This is a genomic window from Cellulomonas sp. URHE0023, assembly GCF_000688475.1.
Taxonomy (GTDB): Bacteria; Actinomycetota; Actinomycetes; order Actinomycetales; family Cellulomonadaceae; genus Cellulomonas.
This window is the reverse complement of record NZ_JIAN01000006.1, coordinates 667,188-691,734: the sequence shown is the minus strand read 5'-3', so window position 1 is coordinate 691,734 and position 24,547 is coordinate 667,188. Positions and strand designations below refer to the sequence as shown.

Below are 24,547 nucleotides of genomic sequence, written 5' to 3'. Positions count from 1 at the left end.
CACTGATCGCATCTGCCCCACCCCTGGAGGATTGTCGTGCGTGTTGCTGCTGAAGCTGCCGAGGTCGTGACCGAGCTGCCCTTCGAGCCGTGGGTCTTCGGCGTCGGTGCGTTCGTCGGGCTCGTGGCCATGCTGCTCACCGCCTACGCCTTCAAGAGCATCGGGACGCGCCACTGACCCGGACCGCCGGAGGGATCGTTCTCGGTATCGACGGAGGGATCGACCGATGACGCAGTCGCCCGTCCGGAGGCTGCGCCTCGGAGTGATGGGCGGCACGTTCGATCCCATCCACCACGGTCACCTGGTTGCCGCGAGCGAGGTTGCCGCGAGGTACGACCTGGACGAGGTCGTGTTCGTCCCTACCGGCCAGCCGACGTTCAAGCTCGACCAGGACGTGACGCTCGCGGAGCACCGCTACCTGATGACGGTGATCGCTACCGCGTCCAACCCGCGCTTCACGGTGAGCCGGGTGGACGTGGACCGCGTGGGTGTGACGTACACCGTCGACACCCTCCGCGACCTCAAGGCGGCACGCCCGGACGCCGAACTCTTCTTCATCACAGGTGCGGACGCCATCACGCAGATCCTGACGTGGAAGGATGCAGAGGAGCTCTTCGCGATGGCACAGTTCGTGGCGGTCACCCGCCCCGGGCACACGCTGTCGGTCGACGGGCTTCCCGGGGATCGAGTCCAGGTCCTCGAGGTCCCGGCTCTTGCGATCTCGTCGACGGACGTCCGCGCACGCGAGACCGCCGGGCAACCGGTGTGGTATCTCGTCCCCGACGGGGTTGTCCAGTACATCGCCAAGCACAGGTTGTATCGAGGTATGCCATGAGTGAAACCGGCGAGCGGCGCAGCCGCCGCGAGCTCCACCGGCCCGAGACGGACTCCGTCGAGGGTGTCGCGCCCGACGCCGGGTCCGCGGCTCACCAAGCGACCTCGCCCGCTGCGTCACCCTCGTCGGCCCCGGTCTCGCGCCGTGCGATGCGTGAGCAGGGAACCGCGGAGACCTCCGCCGTCGCGCCGGCCGATGCAGCGGCCCGGTCCCGCCGCTCGATCCGGGACACGGCACTCGACCCGACGGGGGAGCGACCAGCCGCTCAGGCGGCCCCGACCACCCGACCGGCACCGTGGTCGGCGTCGCCGACCTCGGCCGGAGCCGTGCCCAACCCGTCCCGGCCGCCGCTGCCGGCCCAGCCGTCGGCGCCACCGCAGGCGTCCGCTCCTGTGCGGCCCTCGACGCCGTCGGCTCCCGCTCAGCCGAGCGCGCAGGACTGGGGACACCGTGGCGCCGCCGGGAACCCTGGGGCCGCTGGGCGAGCCGCGTCCACGGCCCCGTCTGCCCCGTCGTCGCAGGGCCCGACCGTGCAAGGCCCGACCGCCCAGGGTCCGACGGTGCAGGGCCAGGCGCGTCCCCCGGTGGCCCCTGCCCGTCCCACGCAGCCATCGGCCGTCCCGCAGCGCAACCAGGTGCAGGCGCCGGGTGCAGGCGCCGCGCCGGGTGCCGCAGCCCCCTGGCAGTCGCCGCCGACGCAGCCCGCCTACGGTGCCCGTCCGCCGGCGAGCGCGCAGCCGACCCCGTCCTATCCCGCCCGTCCGGCCGCACCGGCCCAGCCGGCCGCGTTCCAGCCTCCTGCCGGACAGCCGGCCGCATTCGCCCCCACACGTGGTGCCGGACCGGAAGCCGGTGGCACGGCGGCCGCGCGCCGTGACGGCCCGAGCTGGGCCGCGACCGGTCCCGCAGCTGCTGCCCCCGCCGCATGGACCGCGGCCGGTTCAGCGGCCGCGCCGACGGCCGGTTCAGCCGGCGCGCCGACAGCGGCGCCCGCCTGGCAGCCCAACGCCGCCTCGCCGGCCCCCGGCCGACCGGCTGCCGCTCCGCAGGCATGGGCCCCGACCCCCGGTGCGGACGCGGGTGCCGGACCTGCTGCCTGGTCTCCGACGCCCGCCGCGGACGCGGCCGTACCCGCCCCGCGTCCGGGCGCGAGCGGCGTCGCCACAGGCTTCGGCACCACGCCGTTCGCCGAGTCGATCCAGCCCGCAGAAGCCATCAAGCCGGCCGCCGCCCACGACGACGATGATGACGAGGACGACGACGAGCGTCCCCGGCACCCGTACACCTGGCTCCACTTCCTGGCCTTGGCGCTCGTCGCCTTCGTGCTGGGGTTCCTGATCGTGCTCCTGTGGAGCAGGTCCGGGGCGCTCGCCGCCTCCGGGACCGACTCCGCGCCCGCACCGGCTTCGGCCGTGCACACGTCACTCGGCCCCGTTGCCGACCCCGCCTGACACCCGAACCTGAGGAGACCTGTGGCTGCGACCGAACGTGCTATCGAGCTTGCCGTCGCTGCGGCTCGCGCCGCGTCCGACATCAAGGCCGAGGAGATCATCGCCCTCGACGTGAGCGAGCAGCTCGTGCTCACCGACGTCTTCCTGATCGCCTCAGGGAGCAACGAGCGGCAGGTCGGCGCGATCGTCGACTCGGTCGAGGAAGCGCTGTTCAAGCTCGGCGCCAAGCCGATCCGTCGTGAGGGCAAGGGTGCGGGGCGCTGGGTGCTCGTCGACTTCGGGGACATCGTCGTGCACGTACAGCACGCTGAGGACCGCGTGTACTACGCGCTCGAGCGCCTCTGGAAGGACTGCCCTCTCATCGAGCTGCCCGCGGACGCGCGGGGGACCGACGAGGGCACCGACGCGTGACCGCGGGCCGGCTGATCCTGGTCCGGCACGGTCGCACCGCCTACAACTCGCAGGCGCGCCTGCAGGGCCAGGTCGACATCCCGCTCGACGAGGTCGGACGGTGGCAGGCCAGGACGGCGGCGGCGCTGCTGCTCGCCCGCCACGAGCCGACGGTCGTCGTCACGTCCGACCTGTCACGGGCCCATGAGACCGCGAGCTTCCTGGGGCGCGCCGCAGGGCTCGACCTCGTGGTCGACCCCCGGGTGCGGGAACGCGGTTTCGGCGTCTGGGAAGGGCTCACGGGCGAGGACCTGCGCCGTGACTGGCCTGAGGAGTTCGCCGTCTGGCGGGCGGGGGGCCAGCCTCAGGGCGTCGGGGCGGAGACCCGCGCCGAGGTCGCCGCGCGCACGAGCGAGGGGATCGCGGAGCACGTGGCCGCGCTCGGTCCCGACGACACCCTGGTCGTGGTCTCGCACGGCTCGGCGATCAGCAGCGCGGTCGGTGCGCTGCTCGGCATGCCCGAGGACTGGCACGGCTTCAGCGGGATGCTCAACGCCCACTGGACCGAGCTGATCGCCACCCGGGGGGACATCGCTCCGTCGTGGCGGATGGTCGGATACAACCTCGGACCCACCGATGCGTCCTCCGACTGGAACGCCGGACCGGACTCCAGCCACGACGCCGACTCCGAGACCCGGGACCCCGATTAGCGTTTGGGCGACCGATCGTCGTAAACTCTCCCAGCGCCCGCAAGGGTGTGGTGGTCCGTCTCGGCGGGCCGCGGGGCTGTGGCGCAGCTGGTAGCGCACCTGCATGGCATGCAGGGGGTCAGGGGTTCGAATCCCCTCAGCTCCACCGAAGTATCAGGTCAGAGGCCGTTTCTCCACTCGGAGAGGCGGCCTTTCGGCTTGCATGGGCATTGAGCTCGTCGTCCTCGACCGGCATGCCGGTGGCATCGAGGTGGGTGAAGCCGCGTCCCGTGCGGAGTGGGCCGGGCGGCCGTCGTTGGTCTGAACCCCCCGTCTGGCGGTCGACGGGCGGGGTGTCGTAGTGGGATCGTCGGACGACGCATCGCGGAGGACACCAGTGATCGAGCCACGACTGACGCCCGAGGGGCGCCATTCGGCGCGCCCGCGGCAGGGTCGGCGGCCGTGGGAGTCGGTCGTCGTCCTCGCGTCGATGGTGTTCGTGACGGCCGCCGTGGCCGCGCCGCTGAGCGACGTCTCCCACTCCACCGACGTCCCACAGGCGGCGACCGGCGCCCAGGTGCCGGTCACGGACGAGTCGAGGGGACCGGCGCGCACGCAGGCGCTGGAACTGCTCGACGACCGCGTGGCGGCGGTGGAGGCAGCGACCGTCGCGCTCGTCGGTCACCCGTTGGACGACACGACGAAGGCCGCCTCGCGGACACTGATCCGTTCCGACGTGGTCGACGCCCCGACCGTGCCCGTCACGCCGGGACTGACCGCCGAGCAGCTCCCGGACCGGGTGGTGGGCGCGCGCGAGCAGGTGGCGACGGGTGATGTCGACGCGGCGGCGCGCGTGGTCGAAGGCGTGGAGACCGACGTGCTGCTGGTCGCGCTCGACCTGGGCGACCAGTCGGCGCAGAACGCCGCGATCACACGTCTCCTGGTCTCCACCGATCCGCAGGTCGCGCTGCTCGACGCGGCGGTCGGGGCCACGCACGCCGCCGCCGAGGCCCGGGACGTCGTCGCGGCCGCCACCTCCGCGGTCCAGGCGCGGGACGCCGCTGCCGGCATCACGGTCGCGGCCCAGCAGGTCGCGGTGGCGGGGGACGAGGAGGACAAGGCGGCGGCCGCCAAGGTGCAGGAGCAAGCCCGGTCGACCGACGGCTACACCAACGGGAGCATCCCACTGAAGGCACTGTGCACGGTCGCTTTCGCGCCGAGCCAGCACCTGCGCTGCGACGCGGCGGACGCGCTGGAGCGGCTGAACGACGCCTACCGCGTGGACTTCGGCCACGACCTGCTGATCTCGGGCTCCTACCGCACGCTCGAAGAGCAGATCAGCACCCGGGCGGCCAAGGGGACCATGGCCGCGGTGCCGGGTACGTCCAACCATGGCTGGGGCCTGGCGATCGACCTCGACCAGTCGAATGGCTACCGGTCGGCGCAGTACACGTGGCTGAAGGCGAACGCGATGACCTACGGCTGGCACCACCCGACCTACATGGACGAGGGCGGCCGCGGACCGCACGAGCCATGGCACTGGGAGTTCGGGACGTCGGACGACGCCGGCACGGGCACGTCGGTGCCGATCACGGTGGGCGTCCCGGCCCCCAGCGCCCCGACCCAGAGCCAGCCCGCGCCGCCGGTCGTCGATCAGCCCAGCAGTGCCCCGACCGAGCCGGCGCCGACCCCGACTGCGACGCCCACCGCGACGCCGACGCCGAGCAGCGGCCCGACCGAGAGCGCGGTGCCGGCCGCTCCGTAGTGCGGCTGGTCAAGTCTGCCCGTGAGCAAGTGTGCGGCGCTCAGCCCTTGTCGTGCGAGCGGTACTCGGTAGGGCTCATGCCGTGGATCCGGCGGAACTGCCGGGAGAAGTACAGGGCGTCGCTGAACCCGACCTCGGCCGCGACCGACGCGACCGGGCGCTCGGTGGTGTCGAGCAGCTCGCGTGCCGCTCCCATGCGGAGACGGGTCTGGTACTCCAGGGCGCCGTAGCCCGTGGCCCGACGGAAGAGCGCTGAGTAGTGCGAGACGCTCAGCCCCGCCATGCCGGCCAGGTCGGGGAGCGACATGCGGGTGGAGACGTTGGCGCGGAGGTGCTCGATCGTCGCCTCGACCGCGTCCGGCTGCTCGTTGCGGATGGTCCGCCGGTCGGCGGCCAGGAGCGACATCGCGTGCCACGCGGCACCCGCGGACGCCAGGAGGCTCCCTGTCGTCTCGTCGCGCTCCATCCGCCGCAGGATCGTGTCGAGCAGGGAGATGACGCGCGCCGGGTCGCCGACGCCGAACACCGGTTGCTCTGGTGTGGCGCCGATCGCCGCCAGCAGGTCGGGGACCTGCTGGCCGACGAGGTGCATCCACCAGATCGTCCAGGGGTCGTTCGCCTCGGACTCGTACTGGTGGGCCAGCCCGGCGGGGATGGCGATCGCCTGGCCTGCGCGCACCTGGTGCACACCGGAGGGCAGCGTGCAGGAGCCCCGGCCGGCCGCGCACACGATGACGATGTGCTGCGCGGCACCGTTCGGGCGGGTGCGCCCGTGGGTCGACGCACGCGGGAAGTACCCGACATCGGTGACGAGCAGCTGCGACAGCGGTCGAGTTCTCAGCGCCTGAGCGACGAGCGGGCGCGGGAGCACGCGCATGCGCTGACCGGGGAAGCCTTCCCGCCGACGGGCTGGCTCCTGGCGCATCTCGATCATCGATTCGTCCATGTGTCTCGGCAGAATGCCCATTCTGCAGCATGGCGGCCGCGCATAGCGTCCTACCCATGCTCCATGACGAGTCGCGCCTGAACCTGCCCGCCGTGCCTGCGCACCTCATGGGTCGGGCCGTCGCCGCGTGGCGCCAGCCGGTCACGATCGACACCTATCTGCCGGACCCGGCCGACCGCTACCCGGCGTTCCTGGAGAGCCGCGTGTACCAGGGCTCGACGGGCCGGGTGTACCCGCTACCGTTCCACGAGCGCATCAGCCCGACCAAGGCACCCCACGTCTGGGACGCCATCCACCTGGAGAACCCGTGGATCCGGCTGATGATCCTGCCGGAGCTCGGCGGCCGCATCCACGTCGGGATGGACACCACCAACGGGTACGACTTCTTCTACCGCAACAACGTCATCAAGCCGGCACTCGTCGGCCTCGCGGGACCGTGGCTCTCGGGCGGCGTCGAGCTCAACTGGCCACAGCACCACCGCCCCGCGACGTTCCTCCCGGTCGAGGCGACGATCGAGAACGAGCCCGACGGAGCCGTCACGGTGTGGTGCTCGGACCACGACCCGTTCGCCCGGATGAAGGGCATGCACGGGATCCGGCTGCGTCCGGACACGTCCGTGATCGAGCTGCGCGTCCGGCTGTTCAACCGCACCGACGAGGTGCAGACGTTCCTGTGGTGGGCGAACGTCGCGGCTGCCGTGAACGACGACTACCAGTCGTTCTTCCCGACGGACGTGCACGCCGTGGCCGACCATGCCAAGCGCGCCGTCACGGCGTTCCCTGCGGCCGACCGTCCGTACTACGGGATCGACTACCGGGCTCACAAGGACGCTGTGCACCCCGACGCCGACCGGATCGACTGGTACCGCAACATCCCGGTGCCGACGTCCTACATGGCGCTCGGGACCCAGGACGACTTCTTCGGCGGCTACGACCACGGACGTCGGGCCGGCTTCGTGCACTGGGCCGACCACCAGGTGGCGCCCGGCAAGAAGCAGTGGACCTGGGGCGACGGTGCGTTCGGGAAGGCGTGGGACGCGAACCTCACGGACACCGACGGTCCCTACGTCGAGCTGATGGCCGGTGTCTTCACGGACAACCAGCCGGACTTCACCTTCCTGGCACCGGGCGAGACGAAGACGTTCAGCCAGTACTGGTACCCGATCCAGGAGACCGGCCCCGTCCACCAGGCCAACCTCGAGGCGGCCGTCCGACTCGACGTGTCGCCGGGCCCATCGACCACCGCCGTCCGCGTCGCGGTCGCCATGACGCGGGTGCGCGCCGGAGTCGTCGTGCGGGTGAGCGGGCCTGACGGCGCGACGCTGTGGCAGGTCGAGGCGGACTCGGGTCCGGATCGTCCGGTCGTGCATGACATGACTCTTGACGGTGCCTGGGCTCCTGAGGACCTGACCCTCGTGGCCGAGCACGACGGTGGCGAGGTCATCGCGTGGCGACCCCGGGTGGCGCACCGTGCCCCGGAGGTGCCCGAGCCCGCGCAGGAGCCCAAGGCACCCGCAGAGGTCCTGTCGGCCGACGAGCTGTACCTGATCGGCGTGCACCTCGACCAGTACCGGCATGCGACACGGTCACCCGAGCCGTACTGGCTCGAGGCGCTCAGGCGCGACGCGGGCGACCACCGCTCGAACCTGGCCCTGGCCGCACGGCGCTACCGGGCAGCGCAGTACCCCCAGGCCGAGCAGCACCTCCGCGCGGCGCTCGCACGCCAGACCCGCCTGAACGCGAACCCGGGCGACGGTGAGGCCATGTTCCGCCTCGGCCAGGTGCTCGCGCGCACCGGTCGTGCGGACGACGCCTACGAGGCGTGGGGCAAGGCGCAGTGGAGCCGGGCGTGGCGGGTCCCGGCGCTCCTGGCGATGGCACGGCTCGACGCCTCGCGCGGCAACGACCGCACCGCACTGGACCATGCCCGCGCTGCCGCCGGCGCCGATCCCGACCATCTGCAGGCGCACGCGGTGCTGGCCGCCCTGCTCAGGCGCGCCGGCAGGGACAGCGAGGCCGACGCCGTGCTGGCGCGCTCGCTCGAGCGTGACCCCCTCGACGTCTGGACCCGCGACCTCGCCCGGATCGAGGTCGCCGCCGACGCCCCGACGCTCCTCGATGTCGCCCTGGAGTACGACGCGCTCGGCGCGTGGCGCGATGCCGTCCGGCTGCTCGAGGCCGCGGCTGCGGCCGAGCCGGCTCTGGGTCAGGTCGAGGTCCGGCCGCTGGCGCACCTGCACGCCGCACGGATCCTCGAGGCCGCCGGTGACGGCCCAGCCGCGGCACGGCATCGCGGGCTGGCGCGGACGGCGCCGGCCGTGCACTGCCTGGCCTCGCGCCTGGACGACGTGGACATGCTGCACGCGCACGTCGCACGTCACCCCGACGACGCCCGCGCATGGGCGATCCTCGGTCACTGGCTGTACTCCCAGTGTCGTCACCACGACGCGATCGCCGCGTGGTGCACGTCCACTGAGCTGGACCCGAGCGATCCGGTCGTGTGGCGCAACCTCGCGGTCGCGGCGTTCAACGTCCAGGCCGACCCGGACGCCGCGCGCCTGCACTACGAGCGGGCGCTCGCGGTCGCCCCCGGCGACCCCCGCCTGGTCTACGAGCGTGACCAGCTGGCCAAGCGGTCCGGCGTGCGGCCCCAGGAGCGCCTCGCGGTGCTCAATGACCAGCGCTCGGCGGTCGATGCTCGTGACGACCTCAGCGTCGAGCTCGCGCAGCTGAACACCGCCACCGGCAGGCCTGAGGTCGCGCTCGAGCTTCTCCTCGCGCGCCGGTTCCAGCCCTGGGAGGGCGGCGAGGGTCAGGTGCTCTCGGCGTGGGACGAGGCGCACCTCGCACTTGCCCGCCGCGCACTCGCCGCCGGCGACGGGCCCCTCGCCCGTGAGCACGTCAGCGCGGCACTCGAGCCCGCCGAGAGCCTGGGTGAGGCCCGACACCCCTTGGCCAACACCGCGCAGCTGAACCTGATGCTGGGTGACGCGCGCGCAGCGACGGGTGACGACTCGGGCGCCCGCGTCGCCTGGTCGCGTGCCGCGAGCTCGACAGGCGACTTCCAGAGCATGGCCCCGGTCGACTTCTCCGAGCAGACCTACTACGCGGCGCTGGGCTGGCGCCGCCTCGGCGACGACGTCCGGGCTGACGCCCTGGTCGACGGCCTCGCGGAGCATGCGGCGACGCTCCGCTCGACGCCCGCGACCGTGGACTACTTCGCGACCTCCCTGCCGACCCTGCTGCTCTTCCGCGCGGACCTGCAGGCAGCGCAGACGGCGACGGCGATACTTCTCGAGGCACAGGTCGCCGCCCTGCGGGGCGACGTCGACGGGGCGGTTGCGGGACTGGACGACGTCCTTGCCCGCGAGCCGGACCGGTTGCGGGCCCTGGACCTCCGGCGGGAGCTGTCCCGGCTCCCCGAACGCGAGACCGGGATACCGACGTGAGCCTCACCAGGGAGGTCGGGTCCGAGCGGCTCCTGCGCGTCGCCTCGCCGTGCGGCCGGACCCGCGCCACCGTCGACCTGCGCGGCGGGGGCCTGCACAGCCTGAGCGTCGACGGTGAGCCGCTGGTCCACACGTACGTCCCGGCCGGGCCGGTCCCCGACTGCTCAGGCTCGCTGCTGTTCCCCTGGCCGAACCGCGTACGGTCGGGCCGCTGGGAGCATGACGGCGTCCAGCACCAGCTCGAGGTGAACGAGCCGGAGCTCGGCAACGCCAACCACGGCGTGGTCCGCGACGCCACGTTCCTCGTCGACTCGGCCGGTGCGGAGTGCGTCACGGTGTCGACGGTCGTCGAGCCGAGGCCCGGGTATCCCTTCGAGGTGTCGCTGTCCACCACCTACACCGCCGACGAGGCGGGCGTGCGGGTGGACCACACGATTCAGAACCGGTCGGCACAGCCGGCACCGGTGGCGCTGGGCACCCACCCCTACGTCCGCGTCGGCACGGCTCCGGTCCGGGACCTGCGTCTGACCGTCCTCGCCACCCGACACCTGCCCGTCGATGCCGCGCTCATCCCGGTGCGGGACGAGCAGGTCGACGAGTCCGTCGACCTCCGTGGCGGTCAGCTCCTTGCCGGGCGGGAGCTGAATGCCTGCTACCACGGGCTCGAGGCCGTGGGGGAGACCTACCGGCACGTGCTCGCGGCGTCTGACGGACGGGCAGTCGAGCTCTGGACGGACAGGTCGTTCGCCTACGTGCAGGTCTACGTCACGGGCGTGTTCCCCGACCCGGTGCTCGGGACCGTCGAGGCGATCGCTGTCGAGCCGATGACCGCCCCACCTGACGCGCTGAACTCCGGCCGAGGCCTGTGCTGGCTCGCTCCCGGTGCCGCGTGGGCCCTCTGCTGGGGTCTGCGGGCACGGGGCTGGTAGCTGCTGCCGGCGGTTGCGTCGCGCGGCTCGCGCGGGCGACGTGACGATCACCACACCTGCTGGGTCTCAATGTGTGGTACCGGAAGGTCGAGAAGAAGAGATGGCTTCCGGTCCCACCCAACACTACGAAGACGCGAGTCTCGGTGTGTGGAAGGGTCGACCACGGCTGGCCGCCACCCTCCGTGCGCTGATCGCGACGGTTCCGGTGCTGCTGTCCGTCGGGCTGGGTGTGGCTGCTGTGCACTGGTTCCCGCCCGGTCGGCTCGGTATCAACCGGTGGGTGTGGCTGCTCGCCGAGATGGTCTGCGCGACCGTGGTGCTGGTGGTGGCGACGAAGCTGGCACGCCGGCTCATGCCGCTGACGACGTTGTTCCGGCTGACGTTGTACTTCCCCGACCGCGCGCCGTCGCGACTCAGCGTCGCGATGACTCTCTACTCACCGCAGGCGCTGACCGACGGACCGGGTGTCGGCACCAAACGAGGCCTGCGCCCGCAGGACGACCACGCCGCCCGCATCCTTGCCCTCGTTGCCGCCATCGGTGACCACGACGAGAGCACGCGAGGCCACTCCGAGCGGGTCCAGGCCTATTCGGCGCTGATCGGCAAAGAGCTCGGACTGTCCGCGCAGGATGCCGCCAAGCTCAGCTGGGCCGCACTCCTGCACGACGTCGGCAAGCTGCATGTCCCGAAGAGCGTGCTCAGCAAGCCTGCGCTGCCCACCCCGCAGGAGTGGACCGTCCTGACCGCCCACCCCGAGTCCGGCATGGAGATCGCCGAGCCGCTGCGCCAGTGGCTCGGGCCGTGGCTGGACGTCATCGGTCAGCACCACGAGCGGTGGGACGGTGGGGGCTATCCCGCTGGTCTGTCCGGCGAGGCCATCAGCAGGGGCGCCCGGATCGTCGCGGTCGCCGACGCCTACGACGCGATCACGTCGGCACGCTCGTACAAGAAGGCTCTCCCTGCCTCCGTTGCCCGCCAGGAGCTCGCGCGGTGCGCCGGCGATCAGTTCGATCCTCAGGTCGTCCGCGCCTTCCTGGCCATCGGGCTCGGGAGGCTGCACCGGGTCGCGGGGCCGCTGAGTGTCCTGTCCACCCTGCCGGGTCTGCCGTCCCTGGCTTCTGATCTCACCGCCGTCGTGCAGAGGGTGACTGCGGTGGCCGCGCTGAAGGGCGTCGGGGCCTTCGGCCTCGCCCTGGTGGTGTCGGCAGCAACCGCAGGCTCGGCGCTCGCAGGCTCTCCGGCAGGACGCGAGGCGCCGGCCCCCGCTCCCGGTGGGATCCCGGCGGCGGGGACTCCTGGACTCGACCGGGACGGCGGCGCGCCGGTCCTCCCCGGCGACCCTGAGGCTGCGGACGACGGCGCACCGACCGATCCCGGAGCCGGAACGTCCGCGCGCGTCGCGCCTGGTGCGGTCTCGGCGCCCGGCCCGTCTGCCCTGCCGGTCGGCCCGACGGGGATGGTCGTGCCACCGACGGACCAGAACGGTGCTCGGCAGGACGGGCAAGGCGGCACCGGCGCGACACCCGCGCCGGCGTCCTCTGCGCCCGGGGCGCCCGCGGCGCCTGCTCCGGCAGCTCCTGCGCCCGCGGCTCCGGCCCCGGCGTCTCCTGCTCCCGCGCCTCCGGCTGCGGTGCCGCCTGCACCTGCGCCCCCCGCCCCGGCGGCCCCTGCGCCGGCATCGCCCGCGCCGACGTCCCCGGCCACCGCGGCGCCCGGGCGCCCGCCGTCCCACGTCGTCCCGTGCGACCCGCAGATCGACAAGGGCAAGGACCCCGGACTGGCGTGCTCCTGAGGCGGTGACTCGCGCGGACGCTGAGGGCTCCGGCCGCGGCGCGTCGAGGCGCGTCGACCTGCCTCACAGGGGTCCGCGCACCAGGCCTGTGCCGAGGTGACGCAGCATCCGGAGCCGACCCGGATGGTCACAGTCCGGTAACGGACCGATCTGCCCGCTTTTGCTACGTCGGCGTCGGTGCCTAGCCTGTGCACGTTCACAGTCGGACCCGCGCACAGCCGCGCGGACCGACCAGACGGAGAGTCACGGACCCGGGCGGGCCGCGCACGTGCGCGACCTCGGCTGGTCGTCGGCAGGGCGATGGCATGTGCGCAGACGCTCTGCCACCCGCTCGATCTCGAGCGGCCCGACGACGGCTCGGACCTGATATCTCGCAGCACTGTGGCAGCACCGGCTCGACCGGGGTCGACGACGACGTACGACCGATGACGCTCGACACGAAGGGACCACGCTGTGTCTTCACTGCCTCGCCGACTCAGGGCCGCCGCCTACCTGGCGTCCGGATCGCTCATCCTCGCGGCGGTCCCGGGAGCCGTGCTCCCCGCAGCCGCCGCCGACCAGGGGCCGGTCGACGCCGGGATCGTCGTGCAGAAGGTCGAGGGGCTGCCGGAGGGCTTCAAGCGAGGTGTGGACGTGTCCACGGCGCTGTCCCTGGAGGAGAGCGGAGTGACGTTCCGGGACACCCACGGCCAGGTCGCGGACCTGTTCGACGTGCTGGCGCAGTCCGGTGTCACCGACGTCCGAGTCCGCGTGTGGAACGACCCCTGGGACGCCCAGGGCCACGGGTACGGCGCCGGGAACGTCGACGTCGAGCGGGCGGTGGAGATCGGCGAACGCGCGACCGCTGCGGGCCTGGGCGTGCTCGTCGACTTCCACTACTCCGACTTCTGGGCGGACCCGAGCAAGCAGAAGGCGCCCAAGGCGTGGGCCGACCTCGCGGTCGCTGAGAAGGCGGCTGCTGTCGAGACGTACACGGCGGAGAGCCTTCAGGCGTTCGAGGACGCCGGGGTCGACGTGACGATGGTGCAGGTCGGCAACGAGACGAACAACGGCGTCGCGGGCGTGACCGGCTGGGACGACATGGCGCAGATCTTCTCCGCAGGCAGTGCCGCCGTGCGCGACGTGCTCCCGGACGCGCTCGTCGCCCTGCACTTCACCAACCCCGAGTCGGCGGGCCGGTACGCCGGGTACGCGGCAGAGCTCGACGCGCGCAACGTGGACTACGACGTCTTCGCGTCGTCGTACTACCCGTTCTGGCACGGCACGCTGGAGAACCTGACCGCGGTGCTGAGCGACGTCGCGACGACCTACGGCAAGAAGGTCATGGTCGCGGAGACGTCGTGGGCGCGGACCCTCGAGGACGGCGACGGGCAGCCCAACGTGATCCGCGAGGGCTCGGTCGCCAACCCGGCCTACCCGTACTCGGTGCAGGGACAGGCGAACGAGGTGCGGGACGTGATGCAGGCCGTCGCCGACGTGCCCGGCGACGCCGGGATCGGCGTCTTCTACTGGGAGCCCGCGTGGCTCCCTGTCGGCCCCCCCCGCACGCTCGAGGCGAACAAGGTGCTGTGGGAGCGGGACGGCTCGGGCTGGGCGACGAGCTACGTCGGCGAGTACGACCCCGTCGACGCCGGTGCCCGCTACGGCGGCTCCGAGTGGGACAACCAGGCCCTGTTCGACGACACGGGCAACCCGCTCGAGTCGCTGCAGGTGTTCCGGTACGTGCTGACCGGTGCGGTCGCGCCGCGGGCGGTCTACTCGATCGAGTCGCCCAGCGTGACGGTCACCGACGGTGACGCCGTCGCCCTCCCGGGCACGGTCGCGGTCACCTACAACGACCTGACGGTCGTCGATGTCGCCGTGACCTGGAGCGACTCCGTGTCCTGGATCCGCGGCCCCGGCACGTACACGGTCAGCGGCGTCACAGCAGATGGTGCCGCCACCTTCGCGACCGTGAACGTCCTGCCGGTCAACGTCGTGCCCAACGGCAGCTTCGAGAACTGGGGCGAAGGCTGGTCGCTCGACTGGAACGTCGCGAAGGTCAAGGACGAGGCGGCGAACGTGCACAGCGGCGGCATGGCCGTGAACTTCTGGAGCGAGACCGACGGCACCTTCTCCGTGAGCCGGCAGGTCACGGGGATCGCACCCGGCACCTACGCACTCTCGGTGTGGAACCACGGCGCCCCCGAGGTCGGCGGCATCGGGCTCTCCGCCGAGACGTCCGTGGGCTCCTGGTCCGTGCCGATGCCGCAGTCCGGGTGGGCGGCCTGGGCCAACCCGTCGGTCGACGGCGTCGTCGTCGGAGCCGACGGTGTCGTCACCGTCGCGGTCGGCGGGTCCGTCCCTGCGAACGGCTGGGGCTGGTTCGACGACGTCGTCCTCACCCCGACGACCGGCGCCGTCGCACCCGACACGTCCGCGCTGGACGCCGCGCTCGCGGCTGCCGGTGCGGTCAGCCGGGCCTGGTACACGGACTCCTCGCTCGCGGCGCTCGACCATGCGGTGGAGGTCGGGCACGTCGTGCTCGCCGGTGGCTTCGTCACCGCGGAGGACGTCGCAGCGGCGACCGCGCTGGTGAACGCTGCCATCGCCGGCCTCGAGGTCAGCGCTTCCGCGGCCCCGACCGTCACCGCCACGCTGTCGGCCACCACCGTGAGCACCGTGACGGCAGCGGCGGTCCACGTGACGGTGGGCGCGGGTGCATCGGCCGCACCCACCGGCCAGGTCACCGTGCACTACGGCCCGCAGTCCGTCGTCGCGACCCTGACCGCCGCCGACGCGGGCCAGGTCACCGTGCCGCTGCCCGTCCTGGCCGCAGGCGCCTACGCCATCTCGGTCGATTACGCCGGTGACGCGGCCGTCGCGCCTGGAGCCGCCTCCGCCGGCACGCTCACGGTGGTCAAGCTCGCGTCGAACGTCACGGCGCACGTGCGCAGGGCCATCGTCACGACGAGCACCCGTGCCGTCGTCGACGTCCGGGTCAGCTCGGTGCCGACCGGAACGGTCCCGACGGGGACGGTCACGGTCACCTACGGAACGGCGACCACGGAGGTCGCGCTGGCGCAGGCGGACGACGGTCGGGTCGCGGTCGAGCTGCCCCGCCTGGCGACCGGCCTCTACCCCGTCAAGGTGGCGTACTCCGGGGACGCGGTCGTCGCCGGGTCGGCAGCCACGGCGGGTGTGGTGGCGGTGATCCGGACGCCCCCGGTCGTGAAGGCGCAGCTCGTGAGCGCCAGCGTCACCCCGTCGCAGGCGGCGAAGGTCGCCGTCACGGTGCAGGCGGCGGACTTCACGTCGCCGACGGGCAGGGTCACGGTCACCTACGGGTCGAGGTCGACGTCGGTGGCCCTGCGGGCGAGTGACGACGGGAGCGTGACGGTGACGCTCGGCAAGCTGCCGAAGGGCACCTACACCGTGCACGTCGTCTACGTCAGCGACGACAGCAGGGTCGGCAGCGGCGCGGCGGCGCCGCTACGGCTGACCGTGCGCTGACCTCTCGGGTCGAACGCCGGGGTGGCCTGACGATCCAGGCCACCCCGGCACGGTCTGTCGACGACGACGAACGAGTCACCCGCGCGCCCGTGCACCGAGGTCGCAGGTCCCGGAGCACGTCGAGGCCCGCCGTCGCTCCGCGCGTGCCAGCATGAGGCGTGCTGAGCGTGAGCGTGATCGTCACCGCGTTCGACCAGGGCGGGCTGGTCTCCGAAGCGGTCGAGTCAGTCCTACGACAGACGCGCGTGCCGGATGCCGTCATCGTGGTCGACGACGGCTCGACCGACGAGGCGTCGGTCGACGTCATCGAGCGGCTCCAGGGCGACGCTCGTGTCAGGGTGCTGCGGCAGTCCAACCGCGGGGTCGCCGCCGCCCGCAATGCGGGGATCGGCGCCGCCGGGACCGACCTCGTGGCCGTGCTGGACGGCGACGACCGCCTCGCGCCGACGTTCCTCGAGCGGACGCTCGCGGTCCTGGAGCGCGACCCCGTCGCACGCGCCGCCTCGTCATGGCTGCACGCGCACGGAGTGATCGACGCGGTCGTGCGGCCCGGAGGCGGCGCGGCGGTCGACTTCCTGCACCGGAACGCCTGCCCTGCGACCGCCGTCGTCCGTCGCGACGCCTGGCGTGCGTGCGGCGGCTACGACGAGGAGATGCGCAGCGGCTTCGAGGACTGGGACTTCTTCCTGTCCCTCGTCGGCGATGGTGGGCACGTCTCGGTGGTGCCGGAGCCGCTCATCGAGTACCGGACGGCGCCCGCCTCCGCGAACGTGCGCTCCATGGACTCCCGGCTCGAGCTGTACGGCCGGCTCGTCGACAAGCATCGCGCCGTCTTCGAGCGGCACCTGCGCGAGGTGCTGCTGGCGCTCGAGGCCCGCGCCATGGACGCCGCCCGACGGTGGGAGGACCTCGTGGCCGCGGACCGGTCGCTGCCGCTCGGGGAGGTCGCGTACGGCGACGGCGGCATGGCGGCAGCAGTCCGGATCGCCGTCCGCCGGGGCTGAGCCTCGTCCTCGGCGGCGGCGGCGCTGCTGCTGTGGTGAGGCGGCCGTGCCCGAGGTCGGCGGTGGAGGCTCAGCGCGGGGGTGGTGCGGTGCTCGCGCGGACGACGAGCTCCGTGGGCACGACCGTCAGCGCCGGCGGTGCGACGGTCCGCGACCGGAGCTGGCCGACGACGAGGGTGATGAGCTCGCGGCCGATCGCGTGGAAGTCCTGCCGGACGGTCGTGAGCGGCGGTGTGGTCCAGCCGGCGACGGCGATGTCGTCGAAGCCCACGACGGACACGTCGTCAGGCACGCGGCGGCCGTGCTCGTTCAGCGCCCGGATGAGGCCGAGCGCCATCTCGTCGTTGGCGCAGAACACTGCGGTGACCTCGGGGTCGGCCGCGAGCCGCTGTCCCGCCTCGTAGCCGTCGTGCGCGCTCCAGTCTCCGTACACCGGCTCGGGTGGGCGGATCCCGGCCTCCAGGAGACAGCGGCGCCAGGTGCCGCTGCGCACCAGGGCGTGCTCCGAGTCCCGCGGACCGGCGAGGTGGTGCACGGTGCGGTGCCCGAGCTCGAGCAGATGGCGCACCGCGTTCTCGCTGCCCTGGATCTGGTCGGCGGAGACGGTGGGGTAGTGACCCGCGAACTTGGAGAAGGACACCGCGACCGGCATGCCGGCGGGGAGCACGAGCGTCGCCGGCGACGCCTGCTCCGCCCGCATGATGACGAGCCCGTCGATGGCCTGGTGGGAGATGCGATGTGCGGCGTTCTCCCAGCTCTCCGGGCCGGCGTTGCGCACGTGCAGCAGCGTGACGGAGTAGTCCTCGAGCGCGGCGGCCTCGACCAGGGCCTCCGCGGTGAGGGCCTCGCCGGTGCGCTGGAAGCCGGTCGAGAGGACCCCGATGGCGCCGAACGTGCCGTTCCGCAGTGCCTGCGCCGCCCGGTTGGGCGAGTACCCGAGCTGGTCCATCGCCTGCACCACGCGTGCGCGAGTACTCGGTTTCACCGAGTCGGCGCCGGTCGAGACGCGCGACACCGTCTGCGGTGAGACGCCGGCGAGGCGGGCGACGTCGCCGATCGAAGGACCCGACCGGCGGCGGCCGGGCGCAGGCGCGGTTGTCATGGCGTGATCGTAGTGCTACGGAGCGATGGTGACGTCACCACGACGCCGACATGGCCGGAAAACTGTGTGCTTTCCGTTACCAAAGCGTCGCCAAACCAGCGGCCGGGCGCTGCTATGGTGACGTCACCAAACGCCAGAGAAGGTCGAGCGACTCCCGTTTCGCTCGTGGTCGGTGTGGACCAGACCCCTGTGGCTTGGCACTGCTAACTCACCACAGCACGACGCACGACCTCACAACAGCACTGTCGACCTACCCCGATCGACCTCCGCGATGTCGCGCCGGTCGAGCTGGGACCGGCGACGCGGCGAGAGCCGGCACCGGTCAAGGACGACCAACAGCAGGAAGGGATCACCCGATGAAGAAGACACGCTCGCTCGGCGCGCTGGGCGCCGCCTTGACGCTCACCCTCGCCCTCGCCGCGTGCGGCGGCGGAGACTCCGGCTCCGGCTCGGACGAGACGGCCGGCGGGAGCGGTGGCACCGGCGACAACACACTGACGGTGTGGGCCTGGGACCCGGCGTTCAACATCTACGCCCTCCAGGAGGCCGAGAAGGTCTACCAAGCCGACCACCCGGACTTCAAGCTCGACATCGTCGAGACGCCGTGGGACGACCTGCAGACCAAGCTGACCACGCTGGCCCAGTCGGGCGAGACCGACCAGCTCCCCGACATCTTCCTCATGCAGAACAACGCGTTCCAGAAGAACGTCATCAACTACCCGGACATCTTCGCCGACTTCAACGACTCCACGGTGGACTACAGCGAGTTCCCCGAGTCCGTCGTGGCGTACTCCACGGTCGACGACACGAACTACGGCGTGCCGTTCGACAACGGGACCGCGATCGGCGCGTACCGGACGGACGTCCTCGAGCAGGCCGGCTACACGGTCGACGACTTCACCGACATCACGTGGGACCAGTTCCTCACGCTCGGCAAGGACGTGCTGGCCAAGACCGGCAAGCCGCTGCTGACCGGCCAGGCCGGCTCGTCCGACATGATCATGATGATGCTCCAGAGCGCAGGCGCGAGCCTGTTCGACGACGAGGGCAAGCCCACGATCACGGACAACAAGGCGCTCATGTCCGCCATCGACATGTACGGGCAGCTCGTCAAGGCAGGCGTCTTCGTCGAGGTCAACTCGTGGGACGAGTACATCAACTCGATCGTGAACTCGGCCACGGCCGGTGTGGTCCAGGGCGTGTGGATCTCCGGCTCCATCCAGTCTGCCGCGGACCAGTCCGGCAAGTGGGCCGTCACCAACGTCCCGAAGCTCGACGGCGTCGACGGTGCGACCAACTACACGGCGAACGGCGGCTCGTCCTGGGCGATCAGCGCGGACGGCAACACCGAGCTCGCCAGCGACTTCCTGGACGCGACGTTCGCAGGCTCGACCGACTTCTACGACACGATCCTCCCGAAGTCCGGTGCGCTCGCCAACTGGCTCCCGGCCGGTGAGTCGGACGTCTACAACGAGCCGCAGGCGTTCTTCGGCGGGCAGCCGATCTACGCCGACGTCCTGAAGTACGCCGCGAAGGTCCCGAGCAACAACACGGGCGCCTACTACTACGAGGGCCGCGACGCGGTGAGCGTCGCCGTCACCAACATCATGAACGGCGCCGACCCGGCCTCCGCGCTCGCGGAGGCGCAGAGCACCGTCGAGTTCGCCATGGGGTGATTCCAGGGCGGGCGGCGGATGCCAGCCCTTGGCTCCGCCGCCCGCTTCCTGACCTGTCCGTCACCTGCGAAGAAGAGGTGAGCTTGTGTCCGCTCCCACCGCACCGACCGAGGACCGCGCACCGGACGCGCTCGGTCAGGGGACGAAGAAGTCCCGCGGCCATCAGTCCAGACCGCCCGCACCACCCCTGTCAGCGATCGCGCGCCGTCGCAGCCTGACCGGGTGGGCGTTCATCGTTCCCGCCGCAGCCATCATCGTGCTGGTCAACTTCTGGCCGATGATCCAGGCGCTCTTCCTGTCGCTGAAGACCGGCCGAGGGACCAGGCTCCACTGGGCGGAGCCGCTGTGGTTGAACTACCAGCGGCTGTTCCAGGACGAGAACTTCCGGCTCACGCTGGGCACGACGTTCCTGTACCTGATCATCCAGGTACCGATCATGCTCGGGATCGCGATGGTGCTCGCGAACCTGCTCAATGCGCCCTGGCTGCGGTTCAAGGGTTTCTGGCGGACAGCGATCTTCCTGCCGTGCGCCGTGGGCCTCGTGTCGTACTCGCTGGTGTTCCGGCAGATCTTCGCTACGGACGGGCTCGCCAACGACCTGCTCATGCAGTTCGGGATACTCGACGATCCCGTCAACTGGCTCGGCCAGACCGGCACCGCTCGGATGGTGATCATCCTCGGCCTGCTGTGGCGGTGGACCGGCTACAACATGATCTTCTTCCTGGCCGCCCTGCAGAACATCGACCGCTCGACCCTGGAGGCGGCTCGCGTCGATGGCGCAGGAGGGTTCAAGACCTTCTGGTACGTGACCATGCCGCAGCTCAAGCCGATCATCCTGCTCTGCGCGATCTTGTCCACCAACGGAACGCTGCAGATGTTCGACGAGTCGTTCAACCTCACCGCCGGTGGCCCGGGCAACACGACGATGTCGGTGTCGCACTACCTGTACAACGTGTCGTTCCGCAACAGCCCCAACTTCGGATACGCGGCAGCCATCTCCTACGCGATCCTCATCATCGTGGCCATTCTGGCCGCCATTCAAATGAAGGTGGGCGACAAGCGTGACTAAGACAACACTTCGCCGGATCCCCGCTTATGCGTTCCTGACGGTCGCCGTCATCTTCTCGGTCTTCCCGCTCTATTTCATGGCTGTCTCGGCGACGAACACGAGCAACGACGTCATCGCGTCCAAGCTGTTGCCCGGGGGTCACCTCGTCGACAACTTCAAGGCGCTCGTCGACGCGCAGCCCCTCGGCTCGGCGGCCTACCACTCGTCGCTGAACGCCGTCGTGACGACCGTGCTGGCCCTTGTCCTGTGCTCGCTCGCCGGGTACGCGTTCGAGATCTACCACTCACGGGCGAAGGACGTCGTCATGGGCATCCTGCTCCTGGCGATCATGATCCCGTTCGCGGCGACGATGATCCCGCTGTTCCGGCTCTTCGCGCAGGTGGGACTGGTGAACTCGACGACCGCGGTCGTCCTGCCGCTGATCGCGACGCCGTTCCTGATCCTGCTGTTCCGGCAGGCCTCGCGGACGTTCCCGCACGAGATCATCGAGGCCGCGCGCCTCGACGGGCTCGGCGAGGTGAGCATCTTCACGCGCATCTACCTGCCGACGATGAAGCCCACCCTCGCTGCCGCGGGCGTCATCACCTTCCTGTTCTCGTGGAACAACTTCCTGTGGCCGAAGGTGATCCTCGTCGACAACAAGTACCAGACCTTGCCGATGCTGCTCTCGAACATGCGCGCCGGGTACGTCACCGACTACGGCAGCCTCATGCTCGCCGTGCTCATCGTGTCGGTGCCGACGATGGTCGTGTTCCTCCTGCTGCAGCGGAGCTTTGCCGAGGGCGTCACGGGGGCCATCAAGTGACATTCGACATCGACCGGATCGCGGACCCCGAGTTCGTCAAGGAGAACCGGCTCGACGCGCACTCCGACCACCGGTGGTTCGTCTCGCCGCAGGAGGCGGCGACCGGGGAGAGCAGCTTCGAGCAGTCGCTCAACGGGCTGTGGAAGCTGCACTACGCGAAGAGCCCTGCGCTCGTCGTCCCCGGCTTCGAGCGGGTGGACGTCGACGACTCCGGCTGGGACGACGTGCCTGTGCCGGCGCACGTGCAGCTGCTCGGCTACGACCGCCCGCAGTACACCAACGTGCAGTACCCGTGGGACGGGTACGAGCAGGTCTCGCCGGGGCAGGTTCCGCAGCGGTACAACCCCGTGGCGACGTACCGCAGGACGTTCACCCTCGATCACCCGCTCCAGCCGGGCGAGCGGCTCAGCGTGAGCTTCCACGGCGCGGAGAGCGCTGTCGCCGTGTGGCTGAACGGCGCCTATGTGGGCTACGGGACGGACTCGTTCACGCCGTCGGAGTTCGACCTCACCGACGCCCTCGTCGAGGGTGAGAACCTCCTCGTGGCGCAGGTGGTGCGGTGGAGCGCCGGGTCGTGGATCGAGGACCAGGACTTCTTCAGGTTCTCCGGCCTCTTCCGTGACGTCGTCCTGTACCGCCGGCCCGTCGTGCACGTCGAGGACGTCCGGGTGCTGACCGACGTCACCGACGACCACTCCGAGGCGACGGTGCGCGTCCGGGTGGTACTCGCCGGCGAAGGCCGCGTGGACGCGAGGATCGCCGGCGCCGGACAGCTCGAGGGCGACGACGAGCTCGTGGTCCGCATCGAGCGTCCGCGGCTGTGGAGCGCGGAGGATCCTCACCGGTACGACCTCACGCTCGACGTGTACGACGCGTCGGGCCGCCTGACCGAGCACGTCCCGGTGCGGGTGGGCGTGCGCCGGTTCGGGATCGAGGACGGCCTGCTGAAGGTCAACGGGTCCCGCGTGGTCTTCAACGGGGTCAACCGGCACGACTTCGGCCTCCAAGGTCGCGCGATGACCCGCGAGCAGACCGAGGCCGACGTCCGGCTCATGAAGCAGCTCAACATCAACGCCGTGCGGACGAGCCACTACCCCAACAACTCCTACTTCTACGACCTCTGCGACGAGTACGGGCTGTACGTCATCGACGAGATGAACCTCGAGTCGCACGCCATGTGGGACCGGCTCCGGTACGCCGGGGTGGGCATCGAGGAGGCCCTGCCGGGGAACCGCCCCGAGTGGCTCCCCACCGTGCTCGACCGCGCCGCAAGCATGCTGGAGCGGGACAAGAACCATCCGAGCGTCGTCATGTGGTCGTGCGGCAACGAGTCGTTCGGCGGGACGGACATCCTCGAGGTCGCCGACTACTTCCGCAGCGCGGACTCCCGGCCGGTGCACTACGAGGGCGTCCACTGGGACCCGCGGCACCCGCAGACCAGCGACGTCACCTCGCGCATGTACGCACCGGTCACCGAGATCGAGGAGTACCTCGCGTCCCACCGCGACAAGCCCTACCTGCTGTGCGAGTACGCGCACGCCATGGGCAACTCGTTCGGGGCGGTCCACAAGTATGTCGACCTCGCCTACCGTGAGCCGCTGTTCCAGGGCGGCTTCATCTGGGACTTCGCGGACCAGGCGCTTCTGCTCACCGACCGCGGTGGGCGCGAGTACTTCGGGTACGGCGGCGACTTCGGTGACGCGCCGCACGACTCGGACTTCAGCGGCAACGGCATCGTCTTCGCGGACCGCACCCTCAAGCCGCTCGCCCAGGAGGTGCGCTACCTCTACCAGGGGTACCGGCTCGTGGTGGACGGTGAGAAGGTCACCGTCGAGAACCGTCACCTGGTCACCCCCTCGTCGGCGCACGAGTGCGTGGTCACCCTTGCCCGCGAGGGACGGGTGCTCCAGGAGGAGGTGCTCGAGACCGCCGTCGACCCCGGGGCCTCGCAGGTCTACGCGCTGCCTGTCACGGTGCCGACCGTGCCGGGGGAGTACACCGTCGACGTGTCCTTCCGGCTGCGCCGCACCACCCGCTGGGCGGCGGCCGGGCACGAGGTCGCCCACGAGCAGTCGGTGGTGGTCGTCGCCGGTTCCGCACCGGCCCGCCGGGCCGCCGCGCCGGAGGTCGTCCAGGGCATCCACAACGTGGGCGTGCGGGGGCGGCACTTCACCGCCCTGTTCTCGCGGCTCCACGGAGGACTGGTCTCGTACCGGTACGGCCTGACGCCGGACGGCGGCCGTGAGCTGCTGCGCTCGGTGCCGCAGCCGTGCTTCTGGCACGCGCCCACGTCCAACGAGCACGGGTGGGGCGCGCCCCTGCAGGACGGTGCGTGGCTCCTCGCCAGCCGGTACGCGACGGCCGTCCGGGGGGTCGACGAGCCCGCGGTCGAGCAGGCCGACGACGGGGTGCGCATCCGCTTCCGCTACGAGCTGCCGACCGCACCCGCAAGTCAGTGCGAGCTCACGTACCTCGTGGACGGTGACGGTCGCGTCGAGGTGACGCTCGCCGTGCGGCCGGGCGCCGGCCTGTCCGACATGCCGGAGCTCGGTCTCCTCCTGGTGACCGACCCCGCGTTCCGCACGCTGCGCTGGTACGGGGACGGGCCCGAGGAGTCCTACGTCGACCGTCGAGCAGGCGCACGGCTGGGGGTGTGGGAGGCCGACGTCCGGACCGCGCTCACGCCCTACCTGCGTCCGCAGGAGGCGGGCAGCCGGACCGGCGTGCGCTGGGCGACCGTGACCGACGAGCGCGGTGCCGGCCTCCGGTTGGAGTCGGACCAGGGCATGGAGCTGTCGGCCCTGCCGTGGACGCCGTTCGAGATCGAGAACGCCGCCCACCACACGGAGCTGCCGCCGATCTACCAGACGGTCCTGCGTCCAGCGCTCCAACGGCGGGGCGTCGGCGGCGACGACTCCTGGGGTGCGCAGACCCATGCCGAGTACCGACTGCCCACGCAGAGCGAGCTGACGTTCCGGTTCGCCTTCCGGGGGCTCCTCTAGGCGCGCGACCCGGACAGAGGCGGACCGAAGGCGTCGCCGACGGGAGTGTCTGCACTCCCGTCGGCAGCCGGTTCACCTCCGCCGCGTCGGTGGCCCGCTCACTACCCGGAGGCGGGCGGGACCGGGCTCGGCCCCGCCGATGCAGCTTCCA

The 24,547-nt window shown here is 71.4% G+C and carries 16 protein-coding genes and 1 tRNA gene; 15 read left to right on the top strand and 2 right to left on the bottom strand.

Annotated elements, in window-relative coordinates:
• Positions 1-226 precede the first annotated feature (226 nt).
• The 6 genes from nadD (at position 227) to N553_RS24305 (ending at position 5,130) form a co-directional block, all read left to right on the top strand.
• Positions 227-835: a nicotinate-nucleotide adenylyltransferase gene (gene nadD / locus N553_RS0112380; protein ID WP_028046781.1), complete on the top strand. Its 609-nt coding sequence runs from the start codon at positions 227-229 to the stop codon at positions 833-835.
• On the top strand, positions 832-2,286 hold the full coding sequence (locus N553_RS0112375; protein ID WP_028046780.1) for a hypothetical protein: 1,455 nt from the start codon (positions 832-834) through the stop codon (positions 2,284-2,286). The genes nadD and N553_RS0112375 overlap by 4 nt, the downstream gene beginning before the upstream one ends.
• Positions 2,287-2,307: 21 nt before the next feature.
• On the top strand, positions 2,308-2,697 hold the full coding sequence (gene rsfS / locus N553_RS0112370) for a ribosome silencing factor (RefSeq protein ID WP_028046779.1): 390 nt from the start codon (positions 2,308-2,310) through the stop codon (positions 2,695-2,697).
• A complete protein-coding gene (locus tag N553_RS0112365; RefSeq protein WP_028046778.1) occupies positions 2,694-3,386 on the top strand; it encodes a histidine phosphatase family protein in 693 nt (230 codons plus the stop codon). Before rsfS ends, N553_RS0112365 begins: the two co-directional genes overlap by 4 nt.
• 72 nt (positions 3,387-3,458) lie before the next feature.
• Positions 3,459-3,531, top strand: a tRNA-Ala gene (locus N553_RS0112360).
• A 231-nt stretch (positions 3,532-3,762) separates the two neighbouring features.
• A complete protein-coding gene (locus tag N553_RS24305; protein WP_051640119.1) occupies positions 3,763-5,130 on the top strand; it encodes a M15 family metallopeptidase in 1,368 nt (455 codons plus the stop codon).
• 40 nt (positions 5,131-5,170) lie between these two features.
• Here N553_RS24305 and N553_RS0112345 read toward each other — a convergent pair whose 3' ends face one another.
• Positions 5,171-6,064 (bottom strand): AraC family transcriptional regulator, encoded by an 894-nt coding sequence (locus N553_RS0112345; RefSeq protein ID WP_231505252.1) that lies wholly within the window; start codon positions 6,062-6,064, stop codon positions 5,171-5,173.
• A gap of 68 nt (positions 6,065-6,132) precedes the next feature.
• Here N553_RS0112345 and N553_RS0112340 point away from each other — a divergent pair, with 68 nt between their 5' ends.
• The 5 genes from N553_RS0112340 (at position 6,133) to N553_RS0112320 (ending at position 16,742) form a co-directional block, all read left to right on the top strand.
• Complete coding sequence (locus N553_RS0112340) at positions 6,133-9,525, top strand: DUF5107 domain-containing protein (RefSeq protein ID WP_028046776.1); 3,393 nt, start codon at positions 6,133-6,135, stop codon at positions 9,523-9,525.
• Positions 9,522-10,454 (top strand): aldose 1-epimerase family protein, encoded by a 933-nt coding sequence (locus N553_RS0112335; RefSeq protein WP_051640118.1) that lies wholly within the window; start codon positions 9,522-9,524, stop codon positions 10,452-10,454. Before N553_RS0112340 ends, N553_RS0112335 begins: the two co-directional genes overlap by 4 nt.
• 100 nt (positions 10,455-10,554) lie before the next feature.
• Complete coding sequence (locus tag N553_RS24300; RefSeq protein ID WP_081844534.1) at positions 10,555-12,246, top strand: HD-GYP domain-containing protein; 1,692 nt, start codon at positions 10,555-10,557, stop codon at positions 12,244-12,246.
• A gap of 453 nt (positions 12,247-12,699) precedes the next feature.
• The gene (locus tag N553_RS25855) at positions 12,700-15,738 is read left to right on the top strand and encodes a glycosyl hydrolase 53 family protein (RefSeq protein ID WP_081844533.1); all 3,039 of its coding nucleotides are present in this window, start codon (positions 12,700-12,702) and stop codon (positions 15,736-15,738) included.
• Between the two features lie 167 nt (positions 15,739-15,905).
• Positions 15,906-16,742 carry a glycosyltransferase family A protein gene (locus tag N553_RS0112320; protein ID WP_231505251.1) on the top strand — a complete coding sequence of 279 codons (837 nt, stop codon included), beginning with the start codon at positions 15,906-15,908 and terminating at the stop codon, positions 16,740-16,742.
• A 70-nt stretch (positions 16,743-16,812) separates the two neighbouring features.
• Here N553_RS0112320 and N553_RS0112315 read toward each other — a convergent pair whose 3' ends face one another.
• Positions 16,813-17,844 carry a LacI family DNA-binding transcriptional regulator gene (locus tag N553_RS0112315; RefSeq protein WP_051640116.1) on the bottom strand — a complete coding sequence of 344 codons (1,032 nt, stop codon included), beginning with the start codon at positions 17,842-17,844 and terminating at the stop codon, positions 16,813-16,815.
• Between the two features lie 356 nt (positions 17,845-18,200).
• Here N553_RS0112315 and N553_RS0112310 point away from each other — a divergent pair, with 356 nt between their 5' ends.
• From N553_RS0112310 to N553_RS0112295, 4 genes are all read left to right on the top strand, one after another.
• Positions 18,201-19,520, top strand: a complete 1,320-nt coding sequence (locus N553_RS0112310) for an ABC transporter substrate-binding protein (RefSeq protein WP_028046772.1) — start codon at positions 18,201-18,203, stop codon at positions 19,518-19,520.
• Positions 19,521-19,605: 85 nt separating this feature from the next.
• A complete protein-coding gene (locus N553_RS0112305) occupies positions 19,606-20,589 on the top strand; it encodes a carbohydrate ABC transporter permease (protein ID WP_197030038.1) in 984 nt (327 codons plus the stop codon).
• On the top strand, positions 20,582-21,394 hold the full coding sequence (locus N553_RS0112300; RefSeq protein ID WP_028046770.1) for a carbohydrate ABC transporter permease: 813 nt from the start codon (positions 20,582-20,584) through the stop codon (positions 21,392-21,394). Before N553_RS0112305 ends, N553_RS0112300 begins: the two co-directional genes overlap by 8 nt.
• The gene (locus tag N553_RS0112295; protein WP_028046769.1) at positions 21,391-24,396 is read left to right on the top strand and encodes a glycoside hydrolase family 2 TIM barrel-domain containing protein; all 3,006 of its coding nucleotides are present in this window, start codon (positions 21,391-21,393) and stop codon (positions 24,394-24,396) included. Before N553_RS0112300 ends, N553_RS0112295 begins: the two co-directional genes overlap by 4 nt.
• Positions 24,397-24,547: the final 151 nt, after the last annotated feature.